This window comes from Rufibacter glacialis (genome assembly GCF_008271745.1).
GTDB classification, from domain to species: Bacteria; Bacteroidota; Bacteroidia; order Cytophagales; family Hymenobacteraceae; genus Nibribacter; species Nibribacter glacialis.
The window spans coordinates 258,911-283,170 of record NZ_VKKZ01000010.1 but is presented as its reverse complement, the minus strand read 5'-3'; the positions used below and the strand labels follow the sequence as shown (position 1 = coordinate 283,170).

Below are 24,260 nucleotides of genomic sequence, written 5' to 3'. Positions count from 1 at the left end.
GACTATTTCTCAACGTAATCTCTACGTACTACAAATTTAGTTCTCACTGGTAGCTTTTGAGCAGCCAGTCGTAAAGACTCTTGAGCTACTTCTAGCGACACTCCATCAGATTCAAACATGATGGTACCTGGTTTTACCACGGCTACCCAGTACTCTGGAGATCCTTTACCCTTACCCATCCGTACCTCTGCAGGTTTCTTGGTGATAGGTTTGTCAGGGAATATACGGATCCATACTTGGCCTTCCCGTTTCATGGCACGTGTCATAGCGATACGGGCAGCTTCAATCTGACGGGCAGTGATCCAAGAAGCTTCTAATGATTTGATGGCGAAAGATCCAAAGGAGATTGTGCTCCCTCTGTGCGCAAGACCGGTAACCCGGCCTTTTTGCATCTTTCTATATTTAGTTCTTTTCGGCTGTAACATTTCTTAAATTCCTAAAAATTGAACAACTACTTGCGCTTGTTAGGTCCACCACCGCTACGCTTCTGGTTTCCATCACCTGGGCGCTTGTTGCGGTTGTTGTCTCTACGGTCGCCGCGATCGTTTCCACCTCTCTCGCCTCTTTCGTTGCGAGGACCGGCAGATTGACCACCACTTTGTTGACCAGCATTAGGAGATAAGTCACGCTTACCGAATACTTCTCCTTTGAAGATCCACACTTTGATACCCAGTTTACCGTAAACGGTCTGAGCTTCTGACAAAGCATAATCAATATCAGCTCTCAAAGTATGCAAAGGAGTACGTCCTTCTTTGTAATGCTCTGTACGAGCCATCTCAGCACCGCCTAAACGGCCAGAAACCTGAATCTTGATTCCTTCAGCACCCACTCTGATGGCAGAGGCAATGGCTTGTTTCATAGCTCTTCTGAAAGAGATACGAGCCTGCAATTGCTGCGCTACTGACTCACCAACCAATTTCGCATCCAGTTCAGGGCGCTTAATTTCAAAGATGTTGATTTGAACATCTTTGCTGGTGATTTTCTTCAGCTCTTCTTTGATTTTATCAACCTCCTGGCCACCTTTTCCAATCACCACGCCTGGACGGGCTGTGTTGATGGTGATGGTGATGCGCTTAAGGGTTCTCTCAATGATGATTTTTGATATACCTCCTTTTGGGATACGGGCAAGGATATATTTACGGATCTTCTCGTCTTCGATCAGTTTATCAGCGAAATCCTTTCCTCCGAACCAATTAGAGTCCCAGCCTTTAACAATACCTAGTCTTAGGCCTACTGGATTAACTTTTTGTCCCATTTTAACTATTTGGCTTCGTTAGAGGTAGATGTTTCAACTGTCTCCACTTCCACCTTTGAATCAATCACAAGGGTAACGTGGTTAGATCTTTTTCTGATTCTGTGGCCACGGCCCTGGGGTGCAGGACGCAGGCGCTTCAGCATCTTTCCTTCATCTACTCTAATCTCTTTGATATATAGATTAGCATCCTCAATACGGGCATCTCCGTTAGCTGCTTGCCAGTTAGATAAAGCAGACAAAAGAAGTTTCTCCAATTTAGGAGCGCCGGAATTAGGCGTAAATTTTAATAAACCTAAAGCTTGGGTAACTCTTTTACCACGGATTAAGTTCGCTACCAATCTCATCTTACGTGGTGAGCTTGGTACATTGTTTAATTTAGCAACCGCTTCCATTATCTTTTACCTTTATCTTTCTTAGCAATATGGCCTCTGAAGTTTCTGGTAGGAGCAAATTCACCTAATTTATGACCTACCATGTTTTCTGTTACATACACAGGAATGAATTTATTTCCGTTGTGTACTGCAAACGTGTGACCTACGAAATCAGGAGAGATCATGGAACGACGTGACCAAGTCTTGATCACCGCTTTTTTCCCAGACTCATCCATTGTCTGTACTTTTCTATCGAGCCTGTAGTCAATATAAGGCCCTTTTTTTAATGATCTTGCCATTACTTATTTTTTCCTTCTATTAACAATCAGGTTCTCAGAGAATTTATTTTTGTTTCTAGTCTTCTGACCTTTGGCGTACAGACCATTGCGTGATCTTGGGTGACCTCCAGATGACTTACCTTCACCACCGCCCATTGGGTGATCTACAGGGTTCATGGCAACACCTCTTACTCTTGGTCTGATACCCATCCATCTGCTACGTCCAGCTTTTCCAAGCTTCACGTTCATGTGGTCAGCGTTAGATACGGCCCCTACGGTGGCCATACAGTTAACCAGAACCATTCTCATCTCACCGGAAGGCAATTTAAGGGTAGCATAACGGCCTTCGCGGGCAACAAGCTGGGCATATGAACCGGCGCTTCTTGCCATTACAGCACCTTGGCCAGGAGCTAACTCAATATTGTGTACAATGGTACCCAACGGAATGTCTGACAGAGGCAATGCGTTACCTACTTCAGGAGCCACTCCAGGTCCAGATACTACTGTTGCACCTACAGCCAAGCCTGCTGGGGCAATCATATAAGCTTTCTCGCCGTCTGCATAGAACAACAAGGCAATACGCGCTGTTCTGTTTGGATCGTACTCAATCGCTTTCACAGTTGCAGGAACGCCGTATTTGGTTCTTTTGAAATCAATGATACGGAACTTTTGCTTGTGACCACCGCCTGTGTAGCGCATGGTCATTCTTCCTGAATTGTTGCGTCCACCAGATTTTTTCTTGGATGCCAACAAAGATTTCTCAGGCTCGCTCTTCGTGATTTCAGTGAAGGCCGGCGCAATTCTAAATCTTTGACCTGGTGTTGTCGGTCTTAGTTTTCTTAATGCCATTCTCTTAGTTGCTTATATTCCGCTATAGAAATCGATTACTTCCCCTGCTTTCAAAGTAACAATCGCCTTCTTAGAGGATACTGTACGTCCGGTTACCACACCTGATTTGGTGTTTCGGGACTTCAATTTTCCTTGGGTTCTCATGGTAGAGATCTTCTCTACCGTTACCCCGTAACGTGACTGGATCGCTTTCTTGATCTCAATCTTATTGGCTTTTCTATCAACCTCAAAAGCATATTTACCTACTTCATTCAAAGCGGTAAGCTTCTCAGTCAATAATGGTCTTTTCAGGATACTCATTATTTCGATGTGTAAATTTCTTCAAAAACAGAAAGAGATGCCTCTAAACAAACTACTTTATCTGCGTTCAACAAGTCATAAGTTGTCAAAGCACCAGGAGTAGCTACTTTTACCTTTGACAGGTTTCTGCTTGACAGAACCACATTGGTATCAGCTTCTTTGGTAACGATCAACGTTTTTCTTTCTCCAACTTTCAAACCTTGCAGGATAGCGGCAAACGTCTTTGTCTTTGGAGTATCAATGGTGATGTTATCCACTAACACCAGACGCTCATCTTTGGCCAATTGAGAAAGAGCAGAAAGTCTGGCTAAAGACTTCAGCTTCTTGTTCAATTTGAAGCTATAGTTTCTTGGCTTTGGTCCAAACACACGGCCACCACCAACAAACACTGGTGATTTCATAGAACCAGCTCTGGCGCCACCAGTACCTTTTTGACGCTTGATCTTCTTGGTAGAACCTGCTACTTCAGCGCGCTCTTTTGATTTGTGGGTTCCTTGACGCTGGTTGGCTAAATACTGCTTAACATCCAGGTACATGGCGTGCTCATTTGGCTCAATGCCAAACACAGATTCTGGAAGGGTTACTTTCCTTCCGGTATCTTCCCCTTTACTATTGAAAACTGATAGCTCCATCTTATTTCTCAACTACAATAAATGAATTTTTAGCGCCTGGGATAGATCCGCTAACTACAAGTAAATTTTGCTCAGGCATTACACGTAACACGCGCAGGTTCTGCACCTTCACACGGTCACCACCCATTCTACCTGCCATGCGCATTCCTTTGAATACTCTTGAAGGCCATGAGCAGGCACCAATTGAACCAGGGTGTCTTGCTCTGTTGTGCTGGCCGTGGGTTTGTCCACCAACCCCAGCAAAGTTGTAACGTTTCACTACTCCTTGGAAACCTTTTCCTTTAGAAGTACCTACCACGTCTACAAATTCACCTTCTTCAAAGGAGGTAACATTTACTTCGTCACCCAAAGAGTAAGAAGCTACATCTTCCAATCTGAACTCTACTAATTTTTTCTTAGCAGTGGTATTGGCTTTTGCAAAGTGTCCGGCAAGCGCCTTGCTTACTCGTTTAACCTTTTTCTCTCCGTACCCAAGCTGAACAGCTGTGTAGCCGTCTGTGTCCTGCGTCTTAACCTGAGTTACTACGCATGGTCCTGCTTGAATCAAAGTACAGGCCACGCTCTTCCCTTCAGGAGTGAAGAGGCTTGTCATTCCGATTTTCTTACCGATAATTCCAGGCATTCTACTTTTTTATTTAAACAATTAATATTATAACCCCAGATAGGGTTCATTTCGGGAGTGCAAAGTTCTATATTTAATTCTTGTTTTACAAGCTATTCTAAATTATTTGTTTTCAGATACTAAGGGAATTCCATAGGATCCTCTTCCAAAGCAGGAAACTAACCAAAGCCCTTCCCTATTAATTCCTTTTCCCTCTGAATGAGTCTATTATTTTCTTAGGTTAGAAGGAAAGGGTCATTTACCGGTCATTATTTCAAAAGAAGCCGATTTTTGATTTTTGCCTGGTTTCCTTAAAACAACCTGAAAACATTGTTCTTCCTTTAGACATAAAAAAAGGGAGAGGTTTCCCTCTCCCTTTTTTTAATCTATACAAGTATCAAACTTTGATTTCTACGTCAACTCCACTTGGCAATTCAAGTTTCATTAAAGCGTCTACTGTTTTAGAGGAAGTAGAGTAGATGTCTACCAATCTCTTATAGGTACAAAGTTGGAACTGCTCTCTCGCTTTTTTGTTCACGTGTGGTGAACGCAATACGGTAAAGATGTCTTTCTCAGTTGGCAAAGGAATGGGACCACTCACGATCGCACCAGTCGCTTTTACCGCTTTCACGATTTTCTCTGATGATTTATCTACCAGATTGTGATCGTAAGATTTCAGTTTGATTCTGATCTTTTGATTCATTCTATTTCAACTATTTCGAAGTCCCTTTAATTTTTGCGATAATCCCATCAGCCAGGTTTTGCGGCACTTGCTCATAATGAGAGAAAGTAAGCGAGGCTGTGGCTCTACCTGAGGTAATGGTACGTAAGTCTGTCACGTAACCGAAAAGCTCAGATAAAGGAACGGCTGCTTTTACCACGGTAGAGGTACCTTTGGTATCCATCCCTTTCATCAATCCTCTTCTTCTGTTCAAGTCACCTGTCACTGGGCCAGTATACTCATCTGGAGTCACTACGTCCACCGCCATGATCGGCTCAAGAAGTTTAGGACCGCATAGCTTCCCTGCTTCTTTGAATCCATTACGGGCAGCTAATTCAAACGACAGAGCATCAGAGTCTACATCGTGGAAAGATCCGTGGAAAATACGCACCTTCATGGAATCCACAGGGAAACCAGCCAAGATACCGTTCTTCATCGCTTCCTCGAATCCTTTCTGGATGGCTGGAATGAATTCTCTTGGGATTACCCCACCCACAATGCCGTTCTCAAACTCAAGGCCTGTTTTGCCGTCTTCGCGGGGACCCATGTTGAACACGATGTCTGCGAATTTACCACGACCACCAGACTGCTTCTTGTAAACCTCGCGGTGCTCCACCATTTTAGTGATGGTTTCTTTGTAAGCAACCTGAGGAGCACCTTGGTTCAATTCTACCTTGAACTCACGCTTCATCCGGTCAATGATGATCTCCAAGTGAAGTTCACCCATTCCTCTCAAGATCGTCTGACCAGTTTCCTCGTCAGTATTCACTTGAAGCGTTGGATCTTCTTCAATCAGCTTGGCAATGGCCATACCCATTTTATCAGAGTCTGCCTGAGTTTTAGGCTCAATTGCATATCCGATTACTGGCTCTGGGAACTCCATTGATTCCAGCACGATTTTCGCGTTTTGGTCGCAAAGGGTGTCACCAGTTTTGATGTCTTTGAAACCTACTACCGCTCCAATGTCACCGGCAGACAGTCTTTCGATCTGGTTCTGCTTGTTGGCGTGCATCTGGAAAATACGGGAGATACGCTCTTTGTTGTTGGAACGGGTATTGTACACGTAAGAACCTGACTCCAACACACCTGAATAGGCACGCACAAAGCACAGACGGCCTACGTAAGGGTCAGTAGCGATTTTGAAGGCTAGGCCTGCAAAAGGCTCTGATTCACTTGGCTTACGGGAGATTTCCTCTCCTGTATCTGGGTTCAAGCCAGTGATGTTCTCTTTGTCCATAGGAGACGGGATGAGGGCCATCACGTAATCCAACATGGTCTGAACACCTTTGTTCTTGAAAGAAGAACCACAAACCATAGGCACAATGGCCATATCAATGGTGGCTTTTCTCAAGGCGGCTAAGATTTCAGCTTCGGTGATGCTACTTGGATCATCGAAGTATTTCTCCATCAAAGCATCATCATAGTCAGCAACGGCTTCCAGAAGTTTCTCTCTGTATTCCTCTGCTTCCTCCATCATATCGTCTGGAATAGGAACCTCGGTAAAGGTCATGCCTTTATCGCTCTCATTCCACTCAATACCTCTGAAGTTCACTAAGTCAACAACTCCTTTGAAGTTTTCTTCTGCGCCAATTGGAAGCTGTAAGGCTACGGCATTGCTACCCAGCATTTCTCTTACCTGCTTACATACCGCTAAGAAGTCTGCGCCAGAACGGTCCATTTTGTTAACGAAACCAATACGGGCAACTTTGTAGTTGTCTGCAAGTCTCCAGTTCGTCTCAGACTGTGGCTCAACACCATCTACTGCACTGAATAAGAAAACCAATCCATCTAATACCCGAAGGGAACGGTTCACCTCTACGGTGAAGTCAACGTGACCCGGGGTATCAATGATGTTGATATGATAGTTCTGGTCTCTGTATTTCCAGTCTACTGTAACGGCAGCAGAAGTGATGGTAATCCCTCTCTCCTGCTCTTGCTCCATCCAGTCCGTCGTAGCGGCACCATCGTGTACTTCTCCCAGTTTGTGGGACTTTCCAGTGTAGTACAGGATACGCTCTGTCGTGGTGGTCTTACCGGCATCAATGTGCGCGGCAATCCCTATATTTCTTGTGAATCTTAAATCCCTGGCCATTCTTAGAATCTAAAGTGTGAGAATGCCTTGTTGGCTTCTGCCATTCTGTGAGTATCGTCTTTCTTCTTCACAGCAGCACCTTCTCCTTTGGCGGCAGCGATGATCTCACCAGCCAATTTATCCATCATTGTTTTCTCACCTCTTTTACGAGCGTAAGAAATCATCCATTTGATCCCGAGAGAAATCTTTCTGTCCGGACGCACCTCAGTAGGTACCTGGAACGTTGCACCACCTACCCGGCGGCTTTTCACCTCTACACCTGGCATGATGTTGTTCAACGCTTTTTTCCAGGTTTCCAATCCGCTCTCTTTAGTTCTTTTCTCCACTAAATCGCACGCATCGTAAAAAATCCGGTATGCCACACTCTTCTTCCCGTCTACCATCAGGTAGTTTACAAAACGGGTTACCAGAGTTTCTTTGTATTTTGGATCAGGAAGAAGAATTCTCTTCTTTGGTTTCGCTTTTCTCATTGTCTTAACTCAATTATTTTTTCTTACCGCCTTTACCTGCAGCTGCTGCTGGTTGACCTGGTTTAGGACGCTTCGCTCCGTATTTAGAACGGGACTGTAGACGACCATTTACACCGGCAGTGTCTAACGCACCACGGATAATGTGATATCTTACACCTGGTAAGTCTTTCACACGACCACCTCTGATTAGCACGATAGAGTGCTCTTGCAGGTTGTGGCCTTCACCTGGGATGTAGGCATTGACTTCTTTGCCGTTTGTCAAACGCACACGGGCCACTTTTCTCATTGCTGAGTTAGGCTTCTTAGGTGTGGTTGTGTAAACGCGCGTGCACACGCCACGTCTTTGTGGGCATGAGTCAAGAGCTGGAGACTTAGACTTTGATGTTAGCGCTTCTCTTCCCTTTCTTACTAATTGTTGTATAGTAGGCATTTACTAACTTTTTAAACTGATTTCTCTCTTCAAAAAATGGTTTGCAAAGGTATAAATTTTGCTTTGCAAATTCAAAGTTTTAATTCATTAATTATTAATGGCTTATGCTTCGCCAATGGTTCCCCCAAAATTGAGCGGAAAGCTTGGGGCTTCCGGCGTCTGCTTTATCGCCCCAAAACTTTGCTCATATTGTAGGATGTTTTCCTCCAAAGCAGCCAAGAAACGCTTGGCATGCTCTGGAGTTATCACCACTCTTGACTTCACTTTCGCCTTTGGAATACCCGGCATTAGGCGGATAAAATCAATCACGAACTCACTGTGCGAATGCGCGATCATGGCGAGATTTGCATACTCCCCTTCGGCAATCTCCTCAGTCAACTCAATGTTGATCTGTCCTTGCTGTTCTGCAGAAGCCATCTTATTTCTCTTGCAGTTCGCCTTGTTTCGCTGCCTTCACTCCTGATTGTCTGCTGGCAGTAAGGGCTTCGTACTCTTCCTTAGAACCAACAATAATTTTGGAGTATTCACGCAGTCCGGTACCCGCCGGAATCAGGTGACCCACGATCACGTTCTCTTTCAAGCCCAGTAATTCGTCTGCCTTGCCTTTGATAGCCGCCTCGCTCAATACCTTGGTCGTCTCCTGGAAGGAAGCTGCCGAGATAAAGCTTTGCGTACCCAATGACGCCTGGGTAATCCCTTGCAAGGTCGGTCTTGACACCGCAGGCTGCGCGTCACGCACTGACACAATGCGAAGGTCTCTCCGCTTCAAGCTGGAGTTCTCATCACGCAGACGACGCGCCGTCACGATCATACCTGGTTTCATGGCGGTTGAGTCACCTGCATCCTCCACTACTTTCATGTCAATGATCATGTCGTTCTCTTCCATGAACGTAACTTTATCAACCGTCTGGTTCTCCAGGAAGCTGGTATCACCTGGGTCAATCACGTTCACTTTCTGCATCATCTGACGAACCACCACTTCAATGTGCTTGTCATTGATCTTCACCCCTTGCAGACGGTATACCTCCTGAATCTCGTTCACCAGGTATTCCTGCACCGCGCCTGGTCCCTGGATGTTCAGGATATCGTTTGGCGTGATAGCTCCGTCTGACAACGGAACACCTGCGCGCACAAAGTCATTGTCCTGTACCAGGATATGTTTGGAAAGAGGCACCATGTACTTCTTCTTCACACCATCCTTAGACTCAATGTAGATCTCACGGTTACCGCGTTTCACGCCACCGTAGGTCACTACCCCATCAATCTCACTCACTACCGCTGGGTTAGACGGGTTACGGGCCTCAAAGAGCTCCGTAACGCGTGGCAGACCACCGGTGATGTCACGGGTTTTACCAATGGCACGAGGGATCTTAGAGATGATCTGACCTGCTTTGATCTTCTGGTTATCGTCTACGGCTAAGTGAGCCCCTACTGGAATGTTGTAAGTCTTCGGCTCGCCGTTGGCTGGCATGATGATAATAGCAGGGTTCTTCGTCTTATCCTTAGTTTCAATAATCACTTTCTCACGGTGACCTGTCTGCTCATCTGACTCCTCACGGAAGGTGATACCTTCCACAATGGATTCATAAGCAATGGAACCGTCAAACTCTGAAAGGATAACCGCGTTGTACGGATCCCAGTTACACAACTCGTCTCCTTTGGCTACGGTCTGTCCTTCATTTACAATCAGGAATGAACCGTAAGGCACGTGGTTGCTGATCAGCATTTTCCCAGTGGCTGGGTCCATGATCTTCACCTCACCAGAACGACCCATTACCACTTTTACTGGCTCGCCTTCAGCGTTGGCAGTCTCAATGGTTCTCACATCTTCAAACTCTACCACCCCGGCAAATTTAGCCCGGATAGCGGCATCAACGGCAATGTTAGACGCTGTACCACCCACGTGGAAGGTACGGAGCGTTAACTGCGTACCAGGCTCACCAATGGACTGAGCTGCGATAACACCAACTGCTTCACCTTTCTGCACCATACGGCCAGTTGAAAGGTTACGGCCGTAGCATTTAGCACAGATACCACGCTTGGTCTCACACGTCAATACAGAGCGGATCTCTACGCTCTCAATGGCGGTGTTCTCAATGATGCGGGCAACTTCTTCGGTGATTTCATGTCCAGACTCATGGATTAGTTCTCCGGTAAGCGGATCAATGATGTCATGCACGTTCACACGACCCAGGATACGCTCAGACAGAGACTCCACGATATCTTCGTTGTCTTTCAAGGCACTTACCTCTAGACCACGTAGCGTACCACAGTCAGACTCGTTCACGATTACATCTTGGGAAACGTCTACTAAACGACGAGTCAGGTAACCCGCATCTGCTGTTTTCAAAGCCGTATCCGCAAGACCTTTACGGGCACCGTGGGTAGAGATGAAGTACTCAATTACATCCAGACCTTCTTTGAAGTTAGATAGAATTGGGTTTTCAATGATCTCCCCTACTGATCCTTGCAAAGACTTCTGTGGTTTCGCCATCAGACCCCGCATACCACCTAACTGACGAATCTGCTCTCTGGAACCACGGGCTCCGGAGTGCATCATCATGAAGATGGAGTTGAAACCTTGGTCATCTTTTTCAAGACGGCTCATCAAGGTTTCTGTGATCTGGTTGTTGATACGTGTCCAGATATCAATTACCTGGTTGTAACGCTCATTGTCTGTGATAAGACCCATAGAGTAGTTCGCCCAAACAGCGTCTACATCTTTTTTGGCCTCAGCTACTAAGATGTCTTTCTCTTTCGGGATCACGATGTCACCCAAGCCCATGGACAGACCGCCTTTGTAAGCCGACTGGAACCCAAGGGTTTTGATGTCATCCAGGAACTGAGCAGTTCTCGCCATGCCGGTTACTTTGAACACGCGGGAGATGATCTGCTGCAATTTCTTTTTAGACAGAAGTTCGTCTACGTAACCCACTTCTTCTGGAACGAACTGGTTGAATAGAACTCTACCAGCTACCGTTTCAATAAGCTTAGTTACCAGTTGACCATTTTCGTCCTGCACTTTCACACGCACTTTGATATAAGCATGCTTTGAAAGTTGGCCTTCATTGATGGCGATGATAACTTCTTCAGCGGAGTAGAAAGACATGCCTTCCCCTTGAATCTTCTCATTCTCAGTGGAGCGCTTGCCTTTGGTCACATAGTATAAGCCCAACACCATGTCCTGAGAAGGTACTGCAATTGGCGCACCGTTGGCAGGGTTCAGGATGTTGTGCGACGCCAACATCAACATAGAGGCTTCCAGGATGGCTGCCGGTCCCAGGGGAACGTGTACCGCCATCTGGTCACCGTCAAAGTCGGCGTTGAAGGCAGTGGTTACCAAGGGGTGCAGCTGGATTGCTTTTCCTTCAATCAGTTTCGGCTGAAACGCCTGAATACCTAATCTGTGGAGCGTAGGGGCACGGTTCAACAGAACCGGGTGCCCTTTCAGCACGTTTTCCAGGATATCCCAAACTACCGGGTCTTTTCTGTCTACGATTTTCTTCGCAGACTTTACCGTTTTCACAATACCGCGCTCAATCAGCTTACGGATAATGAACGGTTTGAAAAGCTCAGCCGCCATGTTCTTAGGCAGACCGCATTCGTGTAGTTTCAGTTCTGGACCAACCACGATTACGGAACGACCCGAGTAATCCACCCGCTTACCAAGTAAGTTCTGACGGAAACGTCCTTGCTTACCTTTCAGCATGTCAGAAAGCGACTTCAGGGCACGGTTACCTTCTGCCCGAACTGCGTTCACTTTACGTGAGTTGTCGAACAGGGAGTCTACCGCCTCTTGCAGCATACGCTTCTCGTTACGCAGGATCACCTCTGGCGCTTTGATCTCAATCAGACGCTTCAGACGGTTGTTACGGATGATGACACGACGGTATAAGTCGTTCAAGTCAGACGTAGCGAAACGACCGCCATCCAAAGGAACCAACGGACGCAGTTCTGGCGGGATCACGGGCACCATGCGGATGATCATCCACTCTGGTTTGTTTTCAATACGGGTGGCGGCGTCACGGAAAGCCTCTACCACGCGCAGGCGCTTCAATGCTTCCGCTTTCCGCTGCTGAGAAGTCTCGTGGGCAGCAGAGTACCGCAGGTCATAAGAAAGGTCGTCCAGGTTGATGCGCTCCAATAACATTTGAAGGGCTTCAGCTCCCATTTTCGCGATGAACTTGTTTGGATCATGGTTGTCCAACATCTGGTTCTCACGGGGCAGCTTGTCAATCATGTCCAGGTACTCATCCTCGGTCAGGAAGTCCAGCATGTTCACGCCGTCTTCACCCAAGATACCTGGCTGGATTACCACGTACCGCTCATAATAGATGATCTGATCCAGCTTCTTGGTGGGTAAGCCCAGCAGATACCCTATTTTGTTTGGCAGTGACTTGAAGTACCAGATATGTGCTACCGGTACTACCAACTCAATGTGGCCCATGCGCTCACGACGCACTTTCTTCTCTGTTACTTCTACCCCGCAGCGGTCACAGATAATCCCTTTGTACCGGATTCTCTTGTATTTACCGCAGTGGCACTCCCAGTCCTTCACTGGCCCGAAGATCCGCTCGCAGAACAAACCGCCCATTTCTGGCTTGTAGGTTCTGTAGTTGATCGTCTCAGGCTTCGTTACCTCTCCGTTTGATCTTTCCAGGATTGATTCTGGAGAAGCCAAAGAGATGGTTACTTTAGAGAAGTCTTGGACTAATTTTTTATTTCTTGCTAACGCCATGTTATGTGTTGCTAGATATGTAAATTTCCTTTTTACTAAACGGCTCTCCTAACGCGTAAAAGGGAGATTCCGGACCAGAGGCTTTTGGGCCTCTTTTTCCGAAATCTCCTTTAAAACGGCTTGTTAGTCCAGCGTAATCTCCAGGGCCAAGCCTCTGAGTTCGTGGATCAACACGTTGAAGGATTCTGGGATATTTGGCTTCGGCAATACGTCACCTTTTACAATGGCTTCGTATGCTTTGGCTCTACCAATCACGTCATCAGACTTCACCGTCAGGATTTCTTGCAGCACGTTAGCGGCACCGAAGGCCTCCAACGCCCACACCTCCATCTCACCGAAACGCTGGCCACCAAACTGGGCTTTACCACCCAATGGCTGCTGCGTGATGAGTGAGTATGGTCCAATAGAACGGGCGTGCATCTTATCATCTACCAAGTGACCAAGTTTCAGCATGTAAATCACACCTACGGTCACAGGCTGGTCAAAACGATCTCCGCTCAAGCCATCAAACAGGTAAGAACGGCCAAAGCGTGGCAAGCCTGCTTCTGCCAGTTCAGCAGAAACCTGCTCTTCGGTGGCACCGTCAAAGATCGGCGTCGCATAGGTACGGCCTAACTTCAATCCTGCCCAGCCGAGTACGGTCTCGTAGATCTGACCGATGTTCATCCTGGAAGGTACCCCAAGTGGGTTCAACACGATGTCCATTGGCGTTCCGTCTTCCAGGAATGGCATATCTTCCTCACGGACGATACGGGCCACAACCCCTTTGTTACCGTGACGACCGGCCATCTTATCACCCACTTTCAGCTTACGCTTCTTGGCGATGTAGACTTTGGCCAACTGCACGATACCGGCTGGTAACTCATCACCTACTTCCAGGGTGAAACGGTCACGCTTGAAACGGGCAGAGATCATGTTGCGGCGTTTGGTGTAGTTTTTCACCAGCTCCAACAACATCTTGTTCGTCTGCTCATCTGCGGTCCATCCTTCCAGGATCAAATCCTTGAACATGTTCACCTCTTCCGGAACAGCGTAGTTGCTTTCGTCCTTGTAAGGGTTCTTGTCAGGGAAAAGAGCGTCTGTGATGTTCTTCTTACCAAACTTGGCGCCTTTGGTCAGGATCTCATCTCCGAAACGGTGACGGACCCCTTGGCTTGTTTTGCCTTCCAGCAAGGTCACCAGCTTCTCAATCATCACGTTCTTCACGGCTTTGAGTTCGCTGTTGTATTTTGCTTTCAGGTCTTCTACCTCTTTCTTCGCTTTCGCGCGGAGGTTCTTATCTTTCTTAGGACGAGAGAATAACTTCGTCTCAATCACCACTCCATTCAAGGATGGCGGCGCTTTCAACGAGGCATCTTTCACATCACCGGCTTTGTCACCGAAGATGGCACGGAGAAGTTTCTCTTCCGGGGTTGGGTCTGTCTCTCCTTTAGGAGTGATTTTACCAATCAGGATATCACCTTCACGTACTTCAGCACCAATTCTGATGATACCGTTCTCATCCAGGTTACGAACGGCTTCCTCGCTCACGTTCGGGATCTCTGAGGTTAATTCCTCTTCGCCCCGCTTCGTTTCACGAACTTCCAGTTCAAACTCTTCAATGTGGATAGAGGTGAACACGTCATCTCTCACTACACGCTCAGAGATAACAATCGCATCTTCAAAGTTGTATCCTTGCCAAGGCATGAACGCTACCTGTAGGTTTCTACCTAAGGCTAATTCTCCCTGGTTGGTGGCATATCCTTCGCAAAGCGCCTGGCCCTTGGTTACCCGCTCGTTCTTCTTAACCAATGGAGTTAAGTTGATACAGGTATCCTGGTTGGTGCGGCGGAACTTGATCAGGTCATAGGTCACAAACTCAGCATCAAAGCTCACCAACTTCTCTTCTTCAGAGAGGTCATAGCGGATGATGATTTTGTCTGCATCTACGAAATGAACGTATCCTTCGCCTTCTGCTCTCACCAAGGCTCTTGAGTCTAGAGCGGCTCTCAGTTCCAGACCGGTACCTACAATAGGAGCCTGTGGCTTTACTAAAGGAACTGCCTGGCGCTGCATGTTTGATCCCATCAAGGCCCGGTTGGCATCATCATGCTCCAGGAACGGAATCAACGAAGCTGCCACCGACACGATCTGGTTAGGAGCCACGTCCATGTAGGTATAGCGTTCTGGCTCTACTACTGGGAAATCGCCTTCAAAACGGCCTTTTACTTTGTCATTCACAAAGTTTCCTTCGTCATCAATGATGGCGTTGGCCTGGGCGATGTGGTGGGTATCTTCTTCCTCTGCGGTCAGGTATTTCACCTGGTGGGTCACATCTACTTTTCCTTCTACCACATTGCGGTAAGGAGTTTCAATGAAGCCCATGCTGTTCACGCGGGCGTGCACGCAAAGTGAAGAGATAAGACCAATGTTTGGCCCCTCTGGTGTTTCAATGGTACAAAGACGGCCGTAGTGGGTATAGTGAACGTCACGTACCTCAAAACCGGCGCGCTCACGGGAAAGACCTCCTGGCCCTAATGCAGACACACGACGCTTGTGCGTAATTTCTGCCAGCGGGTTGGTCTGGTCCATGAACTGAGACAGCTGGTTGGTTCCGAAGAACGAGTTGATCACCGAAGAAAGCGTACGCGCGTTGATCAAGTCAACCGGTTTGAATTCTTCGTTGTCCCGCACGTTCATCCGCTCTTTGATGGTTCTGGCCATACGGGCCAGACCTACCCCAAACTGCGCATATAACTGCTCACCCACCGTTCTTACCCGGCGGTTGCTCAAGTGGTCAATATCATCTACTACTGCTCTTGAGTTGATGAGACCAATCAGATACTTCACAATCAGGACGATGTCCTCATTAGTCAATACCTTGGCGTCCCAGTTCTTGTCAAGGCCTAGTTTCTTGTTGATTCTGTAACGTCCTACATCACCCAGGTCATAACGCTTATCACTGAAGAACAACTTCTGGATAATGTCACGGGCCGTCTCTACGTCTGGTGCTTCAGTATTCCGCAACTGACGGTAGATCTGCTCAACGGCTTCCTGCTCAGAGTTAGAGTTATCTTTCTGCAGGGTGTTGTAGATGATGTTGTAGTCAGCGATGTTTACGTTCTCACGGTGCAGGATGATAGACTTCACCCCTGAATCAATGATCACGTCCAGGTCGTCTTCTGACACTTCAGAGTCACGCTCCAACAGCACTTCGTTACGGTCAATAGATACCACTTCACCGGTATCCTCATCCACGAAGTCTTCTGTCCAGGTGCGAAGAACCCTTGCCGCCAGCTTTCTGCCCACTACACCTTTCAAGGTTTTCTTATCAGCCTTCACTTCTTCAGACAACCCGAACAGGTCTAAGATGTCTTTGTCAGTTCCATAACCAATGGCACGTAGCAAGGTGGTAACCGGGAATTTCTTCTTCCGGTCAATGTACGCGTACATCACGTTGTTCACGTCTGTCGCGAACTCTATCCAAGAACCTTTGAAAGGGATGATTCTGGCAGAATATAATTTGGTACCGTTGGTGTGCTTGCTCTGGGCGAAGAACACCCCTGGCGAACGGTGCAACTGAGATACAATCACGCGTTCAGCGCCATTGATCACAAATGAACCCTTCTCGGTCATATACGGGATGTTCCCTAAGAAAACCTCCTGCTCAATGGTCTCAAAATCCTCGTTGTCTGTATCATTACAGATCAACCGAAGCTTTGCCTTTAATGGAACTGAATAAGTCAACCCACGGTCAATACATTCATCAACTGAATATTTGGGTGGGTCTACGTGGTAGTCTACGAATTCCAGAACGAAATTCTCTCTTGAATCAGAGATCGGAAAGTTCTCAGCGAACACTTTGAAAAGACCTTCTTCCGTGCGGTTTTCGGCAGCGGTTTCCAACTGGAAAAAGTCTTGGAAAGATTGTAGCTGAACGTCCAGAAAGTCTGGGTAGTCAATGACCGACTTTATAGACGCAAAATTGATCCGCTCTGTCGTTTTACTTGTAGCCAAAGTTGTCAGAATTTTACGTTTAAACTTTGTCGTGCCGGGAATAATTCAATTCACCGGCAGAAATATCTAGAATTCATTTCTAGGTACAAACAGGAAAAGACCTGACGAAATTGCCAGGTCTAACCCTTTGTGGTAATGGAAGGTAGTGTATGGATTACTTAACCTCCACTTCAGCACCAGCTTCCTCCAATTGCTTCTTCAATGAATCTGCTTCATCTTTAGCAACACCTTCTTTCAAAGGCTTAGGAGCGCCGTCAACCAATTCTTTTGCTTCTTTCAGACCAAGGCCAGTAAGTTCTTTTACCAGTTTCACAACTGCTAGTTTAGAGGCACCAGCTGACTTAAGGATTACATCAAATGATGTTTTCTCCTCAGCAGCAGCTCCGGCGTCTCCACCGGCAGCACCAGCTACCATTACAGGAGCAGCAGCTGCTGGCTCAATACCATACTCATCCTTAAGAATAGTAGCAAGTTCATTAACCTCTTTTACAGTTAAGTTAACCAACTGCTCAGCGAATGCTTTCAAATCTGCCATTTTTATTAGTAATTAAAAGTTGTTTTAAAATTGAAATGTTATTGTTCTTTCTCTGATAATGTCTTAACCAAGCCAGCAAGGATATTGCCACCGCTCTGAAGGGCAGAAATAACGTTCTTGGCAGGAGACTGAAGCAAGCCGATGATTTCACCAACCAATTCTTCTTTAGACTTGATTCTGCTCAGGGCGTCTAATTGATCATCACCTACGTAGATGCTGCTGTCAATATAAGCTCCTTTTAAAACTGGCTTCTTTGAGCCTGTTTTGCGGAAATCAAGCAATAATTTAGCTGGCGCGTTACCAGTAGTGGCTTCAAATAAGATTCCTGAAGAACCTTTCAAAGCGACATCTAAAGCAGATGTGTCTGTGTCTAAGGTATCTAACGCCTTACGAATCAGAGTATTCTTGTAAACTTTGTACTCAATACCTCTGTCAAAGCACAGTCTTCTGAATCTGTTGATTGTAGCAACGGTCAATTCTGAAGCGTCTGTGATGTAAACGAAAGGGTTTTGAGCCAATTTCTCGCTCAGGTCACGTACAATGATTTCTTTCTCTTCCCGTGTCATCTCTTCTCGTTAAATTGAGGTTTTGTCAACTACCACACCAGGACTCATTGTACTAGACAATGTGATGCTCTTAATATAAGTTCCTTTTGCAGAAGAAGGCTTTAAACGGTTAAGTGTCGCGATTACTTCACTTGCGTTAGCGGCGATTTGATCTGGTCCGAAGGAAACTTTACCAATGCTGGTGTGAATGATACCGGTTTTGTCAACTTTGAAGTCGATTTTACCTGCTTTCACTTCTTTCACCGCTTTGGCTACGTCAGTAGTCACAGTACCAGCTTTAGGGTTTGGCATCAGGTTACGTGGACCTAAGATACGGCCCAGTCTACCTACTTTTGCCATAACGGCTGGCATGGTGATGATCACATCAATGTCTGTCCAGCCTTTTTCAATCTTCTGGATGTACTCGTCAAGACCTACGTAGTCAGCACCTGCCGCTTTGGCTTCCTCCTCTTTGTCAGGAGTACAAAGTACCAATACACGTACATCTTTACCAGTTCCGTGGGGAAGGGTCACAACCCCTCTTACCATCTGATCAGCCTTACGCGGGTCAACTCCCAAACGCACGTCAATGTCAACAGAGGCATCAAACTTGGTGAAAGTGATTTCTTTCACTACGCCTGCTGCATCTAACAAAGCGTACTCCTTTTTAGGGTCGTACTTCGCTAAGACTGCTTTTCTGTTTTTAGAAATTCTAGCCATTTGCTTTTTAATTACTCACTCCAAGGAGCAGTTCCTTTTACTGTGATACCCATGCTACGCGCGGTACCAGCTACCAATTTCATTGCCGCCTCAACTTTAAATGCATTCAGGTCAGGCATTTTGATTTCTGCAATTTCGCGAATCTGTTCCCAGGTCACAGAACCAACTTTGTTACGGTTAGGCTCTTTTGATCCGGCTTTGATTTTCGCAGCATCCATCAACAATACTGGAGCGGGAGGAGTCTTAATTACGAAGTCAAACGACTTGTCTGTGTACATTGTAATCAAAACTGGGCATACTTGGCCGGCCTTGTCTTGGGTTCTAGCGTTGAACTGCTTGCAGAACTCCATGATGTTAAGACCTTTAGATCCAAGTGCAGGTCCAATCGGCGGTGCTGGATTCGCGGCGCCTCCCTTTACCTGAAGTTTCAGATAACCTTTTATTTCTTTTGCCATTATTATTTATTACTACTGTTCTTTTTCTACCTGCATGTAGTTCAGCTCTACCGGCGTGTTACGGCCAAAGATCTTCACCATCACGTTCAATTTGCGGCGCTCTTCAAACACCTCTTCTACCGTACCGGAGAAACCGTTGAATGGGCCATCCATTACTTTCACAGTCTCGCCAACAATAAAAGGCGTCTCTAAAGTTTCCACCTGCTCGTCTGTTTCGTCTACCTTTCCTAAGATTCGGTTAACTTCTGACATGCGCAAAGGAACCGGCTTTTCATCGGCTCTTCCGTTACCGGAACCTAAGAACCCTATGACGCCGGGCGTACTGGTGATCAAATGCTCTACTTCACCGTTAGAGATGTCAGCGAACACTAACACATAACCAGGAAAAAAACTACGCTCTCTCACGCGTTTCTTTCCGTTCCGCATTTCATATACTTTCTCTGAGGGAATCAGCACCTGGGGCACCATCTCCGTCAGGTTATGACGGGCAACTTCGTTCTCAAGATAAGATTTCGCTTTCTTCTCCTGACCAGAAACAGCCCGTACTACATACCATTTTAAATCTGCCATTTTCTCCAGCTTAAATTAGAACTGGTTGTAAAACCATTCCAGGGTGGAGTCGTAAACAAAATCCATAGCACCTACAATGACTGCAAACACAACGGACCCTACTAGCACCAAGATTGAACTCTTCTGAAGTTCAGAGTAGCTTGGCCAGGTAACCTTGTGCTGCATCTCTTCTACAGCGTCATTGAAAAATTTTGTCAGCTTTCCCATTCTGATGCTATTAACTCTATTTGCACGGGAGGTAGGACTCGAACCTACAACCAATGGTTTTGGAGACCACTACTCTACCAATTGAGCTACTCCCGTAAAAAAATGCACGCCATTCATTCAAATGGAGTGCAAATGTATTATTCTTTTCTTAAAAAAACAAGTCCGCCCTACTTTTTCAGCAAGGCGGACCCGTTATTTTAGTACTTAGTCAAGGATCTCAGTTACCTGACCGGCACCTACGGTTCTACCACCCTCACGGATAGCGAAACGAAGACCTTTTTCCATCGCTACTTTGTTGATCAAGTCAACAGTGATAGTGATGTTATCACCAGGCATAACCATTTCAACACCTTCTGGCAGAGTGATCACACCAGTTACGTCTGTAGTTCTCAAGTAGAACTGTGGACGGTAGTTGTTGAAGAATGGAGTGTGACGGCCACCTTCTTCTTTAGAAAGAACGTAAACTTCAGCTTTGAATTTCAAGTGAGGAGTTACTGAACCTGGCTTGCAGATAACCATACCACGACGGATATCAGTTTTCTCAATACCACGCAGCAACAGACCTACGTTGTCACCAGCTTCACCTCTGTCAAGGATCTTACGGAACATCTCAACACCAGTTACTGTAGACTTCAAGCCTTCAGCACCCATACCCAAGATATCCACTTGCTCACCAGAGTTGATGATACCACGCTCAATGCGGCCAGTAGCTACTGTACCACGACCAGTGATCGAGAACACGTCCTCAACTGGCATCAAGAATGGAAGGTCAGTTAAACGAGCAGGAATTGGAATGTAAGAGTCAACTGCATCCATCAATTCTTCAATGGTTTTCACCCATTTCTCGTCTCCGTTCAAGCCACCAAGAGCTGAACCTTGGATAACTGGAATGTTATCACCGTCGAAATCGTAGAAAGAAAGAAGCTCTCTGATCTCCATTTCAACCAGCTCTAACAATTCTGGATCGTCTACCATGTCCACTTTGTTCATGAATACAACCAGGGCAGGAACACCTACCTGACGAGCCAAAAGGATGTGCTCACGCGTCTGAGGCATAGGACCGTCAGTAGCAGCAACCACCAAGATAGCGCCGTCCATCTGGGCAGCACCAGTCACCATGTTTTTAACGTAGTCAGCGTGACCAGGGCAGTCAACGTGCGCGTAGTGACGTTTCTCAGTTGCGTACTCAACGTGAGACGTGTTAATAGTAATACCACGCTCTTTTTCTTCAGGAGCGTTGTCAATAGAAGAGAAATCTCTCTTTGCGGCTAGACCTTTGCCCGCTAAAACCTGAGTAATAGCAGCAGTCAAGGTTGTTTTGCCGTGGTCAACGTGCCCAATTGTACCGATGTTTACGTGCGGTTTGGAGCGATCAAAATTTTCTTTAGCCATTTTAGAAAGTATTTAGTTCTTAGGTGAAACGGTGTATTGCTTACAAAAATAATAATACCGCTTGAGCCAACGATGGGAATTGAACCCACGACCTCTTCCTTACCAAGGAAGCACTCTACCCCTGAGCTACGTCGGCATAATGAAATGATGCAGCTTGCGCTGCATCATTTATCTTCAATGAGCGGGAGACGAGGTTCGAACCCGCGACCTACAGCTTGGAAGGCTGTCGCTCTACCAGCTGAGCTACTCCCGCTTGTTTACTGGTACTCTCAGAAACCTTGCAAAACAACCTGTAACCTTGTTTCAATTTCTGAGCATTGGAATGTGGGGAGAGAAGGATTCGAACCTTCGAAAGCTTACGCTAACGGAGTTACAGTCCGTCCCATTTGGCCACTCTGGAATCTCCCCAATACTTTTTCAAAGAACCCTTTTCCCGTCTTCAATTGCTGTTTTCGTTCTAAGGAGATGCAAAATTAGTGGCTTTTTCTTCTGGGTCAAATATTTCAGCAAATATTTTTTCAATCAGTTTTGTTGAAGGCCCATTAACTGCCCCAATTTAGGGTCTTTTTCCACCAGTTTCTGCAGAGTTTCCCGCCGGTCATCTGTCTCCGCCATAAGCGTAAGCATTTGAAAGGCTGTCTGTTTTGCTATATCCAGGGTCTCCCGCTCCACTACCCGCACCAAGGCCTGCCACCCCCTCTCCTGGTCGTCAATATTTTTTTTCAAAAGGTACGCACCAAAGCTTTGGAGGAAGTAAAACAGGTCTCCACCCCGCAGTTTCTGGGCGTTTTTCAGATACCAGCCGTAAAGCTCATCTTCTGTGTTCGCCGTAAATGCCGCGGCCAGAGCATTGACTACATCTGGATTTTTATACGTCAGGAAAGGCTTCAACCGGTTCAGGTCATGGCTGCCCCGGCTCCAGGCAAAGATGGCGGCGCTCACCACCTGGTAAGAACTATCCTGTAATCCTTTCTCCACAATCTCTGGCGGTAACCCGCTCAAGGTACTCAAGGCATACATGCCAATAGCTCTTACCGTGCTGTTAGGATCTGTTAAAGCCAGCTGCTGGATCTGCGCCTGCACCTCGGGTTTCTGGATAGCCGGCGTTGACACGAGCATCTCCAGCCCCGTGGATCGTATTTTCCAGAAAGGGTCTTTGATTGCCTGCTGAATTACCTGGTCTACCTGGGCAAAGGTGGTGTCTCTCAACTGCTCCAGCGCGGTAGACTTCAGGGCATAGCCATTACCCTGCAGAAACTGGGCGGCCCACTCTTCCAGAGGCTTTTCATGGGTGATGCGGGCCAGAATCGTCTGCTTAGGATCAATCGTGACCGTCTGCGGAGCCTTACTGGCTGGGAAGGCAAAGGTTTGCTCTGCCTTTGTCACTCTTACTTCCTTTTCCTGCCAGGTACCCTCTTGCAGAATAGCAATGGTCAGCGGTAAGTCATAGACAGTGGTTCTGACCGTATCCTGGGTTTGGGTCACCTGTACCGTAAGGGTATCGTTCTGGAAGCGGTGGCGCACCAATAGCTCTGGGTGCCCCGGTGTCAGGAACCATTGCTTGAAAAACGGCTGCAGATCGCGGCCGGTGATGTCTTCAAACGCCATCCGTAGCTCATCTATCTCTACGGCGGTGTATTTATGCCTGGTCAGGTACAGGTTCAAAGAAGCAAAGAAGGCCTCCTCTCCCACTTCCTGCCGCAGCATGTGCAGCACCCTGCCGCCTTTGGCATAGGAGTGGCTGTCAAACATGTCTTCTTTGTCCAGGTAATGGTACCTGATCAGCGGTTCCTGCTTGGTCTTAGCCTCGCCCAGGTATTCCAGCAAGGCGGTTTGGTGAGTCAGCGCCGCCTCGTCTGGGCCATACTTATGTTCGGCCCACAGGTACTCTGAGTAATCGGCAAAAGACTCGTTCAATGGCAGGTTGGCCCAGGACTCCGTGGTGACCAAGTCCCCGAACCACTGGTGGAAGAGCTCATGGGCAATGATGTGGTCCCAGTTCTTGTCCAACAGTTCGCGGCGGTCCTGGTGCAGAGCCTGCATAAACGTTGAGGCCGTGGTGTTCTCCATGGCCCCTGAGACAAAGTCCCGCACCACTACCTGCGCGTATTTCTCCCAGGGAAAAGGCACCCCCAGTTTCTGGGAGAAGAACTCCAGCATGGCGGGGGTTCTGCCAAAAGTGGCTTTAGCCGTAGCGGCATATTCCGGTTCCACCCAATAGCTTACTTCCAGATTCCGCCATTTGTCTTTCACCACCGCGAATTCGCCAATAGCCATCATGGCCAGGTAAGGCGCGTGGGGTTTACTCAGGCGCCAGTGGTCTGTTCTAAGCCCGTTTTTGGTTTTTTGGGAGGAAACCAGCGTGCCGTTGGAAAGGGTCTTGAAGCGGTCTTCCACGGTAATGTAGAGTTCCTGCGTCATGCGCTCGTTGGGCTTGTCAATGGTAGGGAACCAGGCCGAACTGGCTTCCGTCTCCCCTTGGGTCCAGATTTGCTGAGGCACCCCTTCCTCCTTGCCTAATGGGTTGATAAAGTACAGGCCTTTGTCGGCCTGAATGGCAGAGCTTCCCTTCACCGTCAGTTCATTGGGCTTGGCCGTGTAAGAGATGAAGAGTTGGAGGGTGTCTTTGCGGCTATAGGTTTTATCCAGTTCCAGGGTCAGCTTGTGCTGGTCATAGTCAAAAGTCAGAGGCACGTCCTGTTTGCCTTTCCGTAAGGAGACTTGGTGCACGTCAAACCCTTTGGCGTCTAACACCACTTGGTTCTGCGGGTAGAAATAAGGCGTAAGGGTGAGCGTGGCTTCGCCGAGCAGGTGCTGCTTGGCCCAGTCAAACCGCACGTTTAATTTTGTATGCAACAAATCAACCAGGCGCTCGGCGGCAGGTTGGTAAGAGCCTTTGCTGGTGACAGGAACTACCTCCACGGCGGTGGTATCTGGCGCGGGAACTACTTCTGCGGCGGCCACCGCGGGGGCTGCAGGTTGTTTCACGGCACAACCCACCGTGGAGCCGCACAACAGAATGAACAAGAAGCCACGCGAAACGATATGATTCATGTAATGATTTATTAACTTTGGGAACTCAAGTTGTGATTTTATTTCACAC

The 24,260-nt window shown here is 47.2% G+C and carries 23 protein-coding genes and 4 tRNA genes; all 27 read right to left on the bottom strand.

All coding sequences use genetic code 11. The features are described from left to right. Nucleotides 1–2 precede the first annotated feature (2 nt). The gene (rplP, locus tag FOE74_RS02060; RefSeq protein WP_062543985.1) at nt 3–425 is read right to left on the bottom strand and encodes a 50S ribosomal protein L16; all 423 of its coding nucleotides are present in this window, start codon (nt 423–425) and stop codon (nt 3–5) included. Nucleotides 426–451: 26 nt separating this feature from the next. Next, entirely contained in the window at nt 452–1,255 is an 804-nt protein-coding gene (gene rpsC / locus FOE74_RS02055; protein WP_062543984.1) for a 30S ribosomal protein S3, read from the bottom strand. A gap of 5 nt (nt 1,256–1,260) precedes the next feature. Next, a complete protein-coding gene (rplV, locus tag FOE74_RS02050) occupies nt 1,261–1,647 on the bottom strand; it encodes a 50S ribosomal protein L22 (protein WP_149096934.1) in 387 nt (128 codons plus the stop codon). Then, nucleotides 1,647–1,925 (bottom strand): 30S ribosomal protein S19, encoded by a 279-nt coding sequence (gene rpsS, locus FOE74_RS02045; protein WP_048919303.1) that lies wholly within the window; start codon nt 1,923–1,925, stop codon nt 1,647–1,649. The genes rplV and rpsS overlap by 1 nt, the downstream gene beginning before the upstream one ends. 3 nt (nt 1,926–1,928) lie before the next feature. Further along, nucleotides 1,929–2,753, bottom strand: a complete 825-nt coding sequence (rplB, locus tag FOE74_RS02040) for a 50S ribosomal protein L2 (RefSeq protein WP_149096933.1) — start codon at nt 2,751–2,753, stop codon at nt 1,929–1,931. 12 nt (nt 2,754–2,765) lie between these two features. Next, nucleotides 2,766–3,053, bottom strand: coding sequence for a 50S ribosomal protein L23 (rplW, locus tag FOE74_RS02035; protein WP_123127728.1), 288 nt, complete (start codon nt 3,051–3,053; stop codon nt 2,766–2,768). Continuing rightward, the gene (gene rplD / locus FOE74_RS02030; RefSeq protein WP_149096932.1) at nt 3,053–3,685 is read right to left on the bottom strand and encodes a 50S ribosomal protein L4; all 633 of its coding nucleotides are present in this window, start codon (nt 3,683–3,685) and stop codon (nt 3,053–3,055) included. The genes rplW and rplD overlap by 1 nt, the downstream gene beginning before the upstream one ends. A gap of 1 nt (nt 3,686) precedes the next feature. Further along, nucleotides 3,687–4,307: a 50S ribosomal protein L3 gene (gene rplC, locus FOE74_RS02025; protein ID WP_149096931.1), complete on the bottom strand. Its 621-nt coding sequence runs from the start codon at nt 4,305–4,307 to the stop codon at nt 3,687–3,689. A gap of 376 nt (nt 4,308–4,683) precedes the next feature. Beyond that, a complete protein-coding gene (gene rpsJ / locus FOE74_RS02020; protein WP_048919298.1) occupies nt 4,684–4,989 on the bottom strand; it encodes a 30S ribosomal protein S10 in 306 nt (101 codons plus the stop codon). 10 nt (nt 4,990–4,999) lie between these two features. Further along, nucleotides 5,000–7,099, bottom strand: coding sequence for an elongation factor G (gene fusA, locus FOE74_RS02015; protein ID WP_149096930.1), 2,100 nt, complete (start codon nt 7,097–7,099; stop codon nt 5,000–5,002). Between the two features lie 2 nt (nt 7,100–7,101). Continuing rightward, a complete protein-coding gene (rpsG, locus tag FOE74_RS02010; RefSeq protein ID WP_048919296.1) occupies nt 7,102–7,569 on the bottom strand; it encodes a 30S ribosomal protein S7 in 468 nt (155 codons plus the stop codon). A 13-nt stretch (nt 7,570–7,582) separates the two neighbouring features. Next, nucleotides 7,583–7,999: a 30S ribosomal protein S12 gene (gene rpsL / locus FOE74_RS02005; RefSeq protein WP_048919295.1), complete on the bottom strand. Its 417-nt coding sequence runs from the start codon at nt 7,997–7,999 to the stop codon at nt 7,583–7,585. Between the two features lie 102 nt (nt 8,000–8,101). Further along, nucleotides 8,102–8,416, bottom strand: coding sequence for a DUF3467 domain-containing protein (locus FOE74_RS02000; protein WP_149096929.1), 315 nt, complete (start codon nt 8,414–8,416; stop codon nt 8,102–8,104). A 1-nt stretch (nt 8,417) separates the two neighbouring features. Next, nucleotides 8,418–12,737 (bottom strand): DNA-directed RNA polymerase subunit beta', encoded by a 4,320-nt coding sequence (gene rpoC / locus FOE74_RS01995; RefSeq protein WP_149096928.1) that lies wholly within the window; start codon nt 12,735–12,737, stop codon nt 8,418–8,420. A 123-nt stretch (nt 12,738–12,860) separates the two neighbouring features. Then, nucleotides 12,861–16,733, bottom strand: a complete 3,873-nt coding sequence (gene rpoB, locus FOE74_RS01990; protein WP_149096927.1) for a DNA-directed RNA polymerase subunit beta — start codon at nt 16,731–16,733, stop codon at nt 12,861–12,863. 154 nt (nt 16,734–16,887) lie between these two features. Then, nucleotides 16,888–17,268, bottom strand: coding sequence for a 50S ribosomal protein L7/L12 (gene rplL, locus FOE74_RS01985; protein ID WP_149092175.1), 381 nt, complete (start codon nt 17,266–17,268; stop codon nt 16,888–16,890). Between the two features lie 38 nt (nt 17,269–17,306). Next, nucleotides 17,307–17,834, bottom strand: coding sequence for a 50S ribosomal protein L10 (rplJ, locus tag FOE74_RS01980; RefSeq protein WP_149096926.1), 528 nt, complete (start codon nt 17,832–17,834; stop codon nt 17,307–17,309). Between the two features lie 9 nt (nt 17,835–17,843). Next, entirely contained in the window at nt 17,844–18,533 is a 690-nt protein-coding gene (gene rplA, locus FOE74_RS01975) for a 50S ribosomal protein L1 (protein ID WP_149096925.1), read from the bottom strand. A gap of 11 nt (nt 18,534–18,544) precedes the next feature. Continuing rightward, nucleotides 18,545–18,988: a 50S ribosomal protein L11 gene (rplK, locus tag FOE74_RS01970; protein ID WP_149096924.1), complete on the bottom strand. Its 444-nt coding sequence runs from the start codon at nt 18,986–18,988 to the stop codon at nt 18,545–18,547. A 12-nt stretch (nt 18,989–19,000) separates the two neighbouring features. Next, on the bottom strand, nt 19,001–19,558 hold the full coding sequence (gene nusG, locus FOE74_RS01965) for a transcription termination/antitermination protein NusG (protein WP_149096923.1): 558 nt from the start codon (nt 19,556–19,558) through the stop codon (nt 19,001–19,003). Between the two features lie 15 nt (nt 19,559–19,573). Continuing rightward, nucleotides 19,574–19,765: a preprotein translocase subunit SecE gene (gene secE, locus FOE74_RS01960; protein WP_149096922.1), complete on the bottom strand. Its 192-nt coding sequence runs from the start codon at nt 19,763–19,765 to the stop codon at nt 19,574–19,576. A 23-nt stretch (nt 19,766–19,788) separates the two neighbouring features. Next, nucleotides 19,789–19,861: transfer RNA gene (locus FOE74_RS01955), tRNA-Trp, on the bottom strand. A gap of 108 nt (nt 19,862–19,969) precedes the next feature. Next, the gene (gene tuf, locus FOE74_RS01950) at nt 19,970–21,157 is read right to left on the bottom strand and encodes an elongation factor Tu (protein WP_149096921.1); all 1,188 of its coding nucleotides are present in this window, start codon (nt 21,155–21,157) and stop codon (nt 19,970–19,972) included. Between the two features lie 64 nt (nt 21,158–21,221). Continuing rightward, nucleotides 21,222–21,293 (bottom strand) — tRNA-Thr (locus tag FOE74_RS01945). A gap of 44 nt (nt 21,294–21,337) precedes the next feature. After that, nucleotides 21,338–21,410: transfer RNA gene (locus FOE74_RS01940), tRNA-Gly, on the bottom strand. Between the two features lie 72 nt (nt 21,411–21,482). Next, nucleotides 21,483–21,565, bottom strand: a tRNA-Tyr gene (locus tag FOE74_RS01935). A gap of 114 nt (nt 21,566–21,679) precedes the next feature. Next, nucleotides 21,680–24,211: a M1 family metallopeptidase gene (locus tag FOE74_RS01930; protein WP_149096920.1), complete on the bottom strand. Its 2,532-nt coding sequence runs from the start codon at nt 24,209–24,211 to the stop codon at nt 21,680–21,682. Nucleotides 24,212–24,260: the final 49 nt, after the last annotated feature.

Bases quoted from the DNA above. Each gene is read 5' to 3' on its own strand.
- fusA (WP_149096930.1), bottom strand. From the start codon at position 7,099: ATGGCCAGGGATTTAAGATTCACAAGAAATATAGGGATTGCCGCGCAC.
- rplW (WP_123127728.1), bottom strand. From the start codon at position 3,053: ATGAGTATCCTGAAAAGACCATTATTGACTGAGAAGCTTACCGCTTTG.
- rplA (WP_149096925.1), bottom strand. From the start codon at position 18,533: ATGGCTAGAATTTCTAAAAACAGAAAAGCAGTCTTAGCGAAGTACGAC.
- rpoC (WP_149096928.1), bottom strand. From the start codon at position 12,737: ATGGCGTTAGCAAGAAATAAAAAATTAGTCCAAGACTTCTCTAAAGTA.
- rpsL (WP_048919295.1), bottom strand. From the start codon at position 7,999: ATGCCTACTATACAACAATTAGTAAGAAAGGGAAGAGAAGCGCTAACA.
- secE (WP_149096922.1), bottom strand. From the start codon at position 19,765: ATGGGAAAGCTGACAAAATTTTTCAATGACGCTGTAGAAGAGATGCAG.
- rplK (WP_149096924.1), bottom strand. From the start codon at position 18,988: ATGGCAAAAGAAATAAAAGGTTATCTGAAACTTCAGGTAAAGGGAGGC.
- rpsJ (WP_048919298.1), bottom strand. From the start codon at position 4,989: ATGAATCAAAAGATCAGAATCAAACTGAAATCTTACGATCACAATCTG.
- FOE74_RS01930 (WP_149096920.1), bottom strand. From the start codon at position 24,211: ATGAATCATATCGTTTCGCGTGGCTTCTTGTTCATTCTGTTGTGCGGC.
- rpsS (WP_048919303.1), bottom strand. From the start codon at position 1,925: ATGGCAAGATCATTAAAAAAAGGGCCTTATATTGACTACAGGCTCGAT.
- FOE74_RS02000 (WP_149096929.1), bottom strand. From the start codon at position 8,416: ATGGCTTCTGCAGAACAGCAAGGACAGATCAACATTGAGTTGACTGAG.
- nusG (WP_149096923.1), bottom strand. From the start codon at position 19,558: ATGGCAGATTTAAAATGGTATGTAGTACGGGCTGTTTCTGGTCAGGAG.
- tuf (WP_149096921.1), bottom strand. From the start codon at position 21,157: ATGGCTAAAGAAAATTTTGATCGCTCCAAACCGCACGTAAACATCGGT.
- rplJ (WP_149096926.1), bottom strand. From the start codon at position 17,834: ATGACACGGGAAGAGAAAGAAATCATTGTACGTGACCTGAGCGAGAAA.
- rplB (WP_149096933.1), bottom strand. From the start codon at position 2,753: ATGGCATTAAGAAAACTAAGACCGACAACACCAGGTCAAAGATTTAGA.
- rplD (WP_149096932.1), bottom strand. From the start codon at position 3,685: ATGGAGCTATCAGTTTTCAATAGTAAAGGGGAAGATACCGGAAGGAAA.
- rpsG (WP_048919296.1), bottom strand. From the start codon at position 7,569: ATGAGAAAAGCGAAACCAAAGAAGAGAATTCTTCTTCCTGATCCAAAA.
- rplC (WP_149096931.1), bottom strand. From the start codon at position 4,307: ATGCCTGGAATTATCGGTAAGAAAATCGGAATGACAAGCCTCTTCACT.
- rpsC (WP_062543984.1), bottom strand. From the start codon at position 1,255: ATGGGACAAAAAGTTAATCCAGTAGGCCTAAGACTAGGTATTGTTAAA.
- rplV (WP_149096934.1), bottom strand. From the start codon at position 1,647: ATGGAAGCGGTTGCTAAATTAAACAATGTACCAAGCTCACCACGTAAG.
- rplP (WP_062543985.1), bottom strand. From the start codon at position 425: ATGTTACAGCCGAAAAGAACTAAATATAGAAAGATGCAAAAAGGCCGG.
- rplL (WP_149092175.1), bottom strand. From the start codon at position 17,268: ATGGCAGATTTGAAAGCATTCGCTGAGCAGTTGGTTAACTTAACTGTA.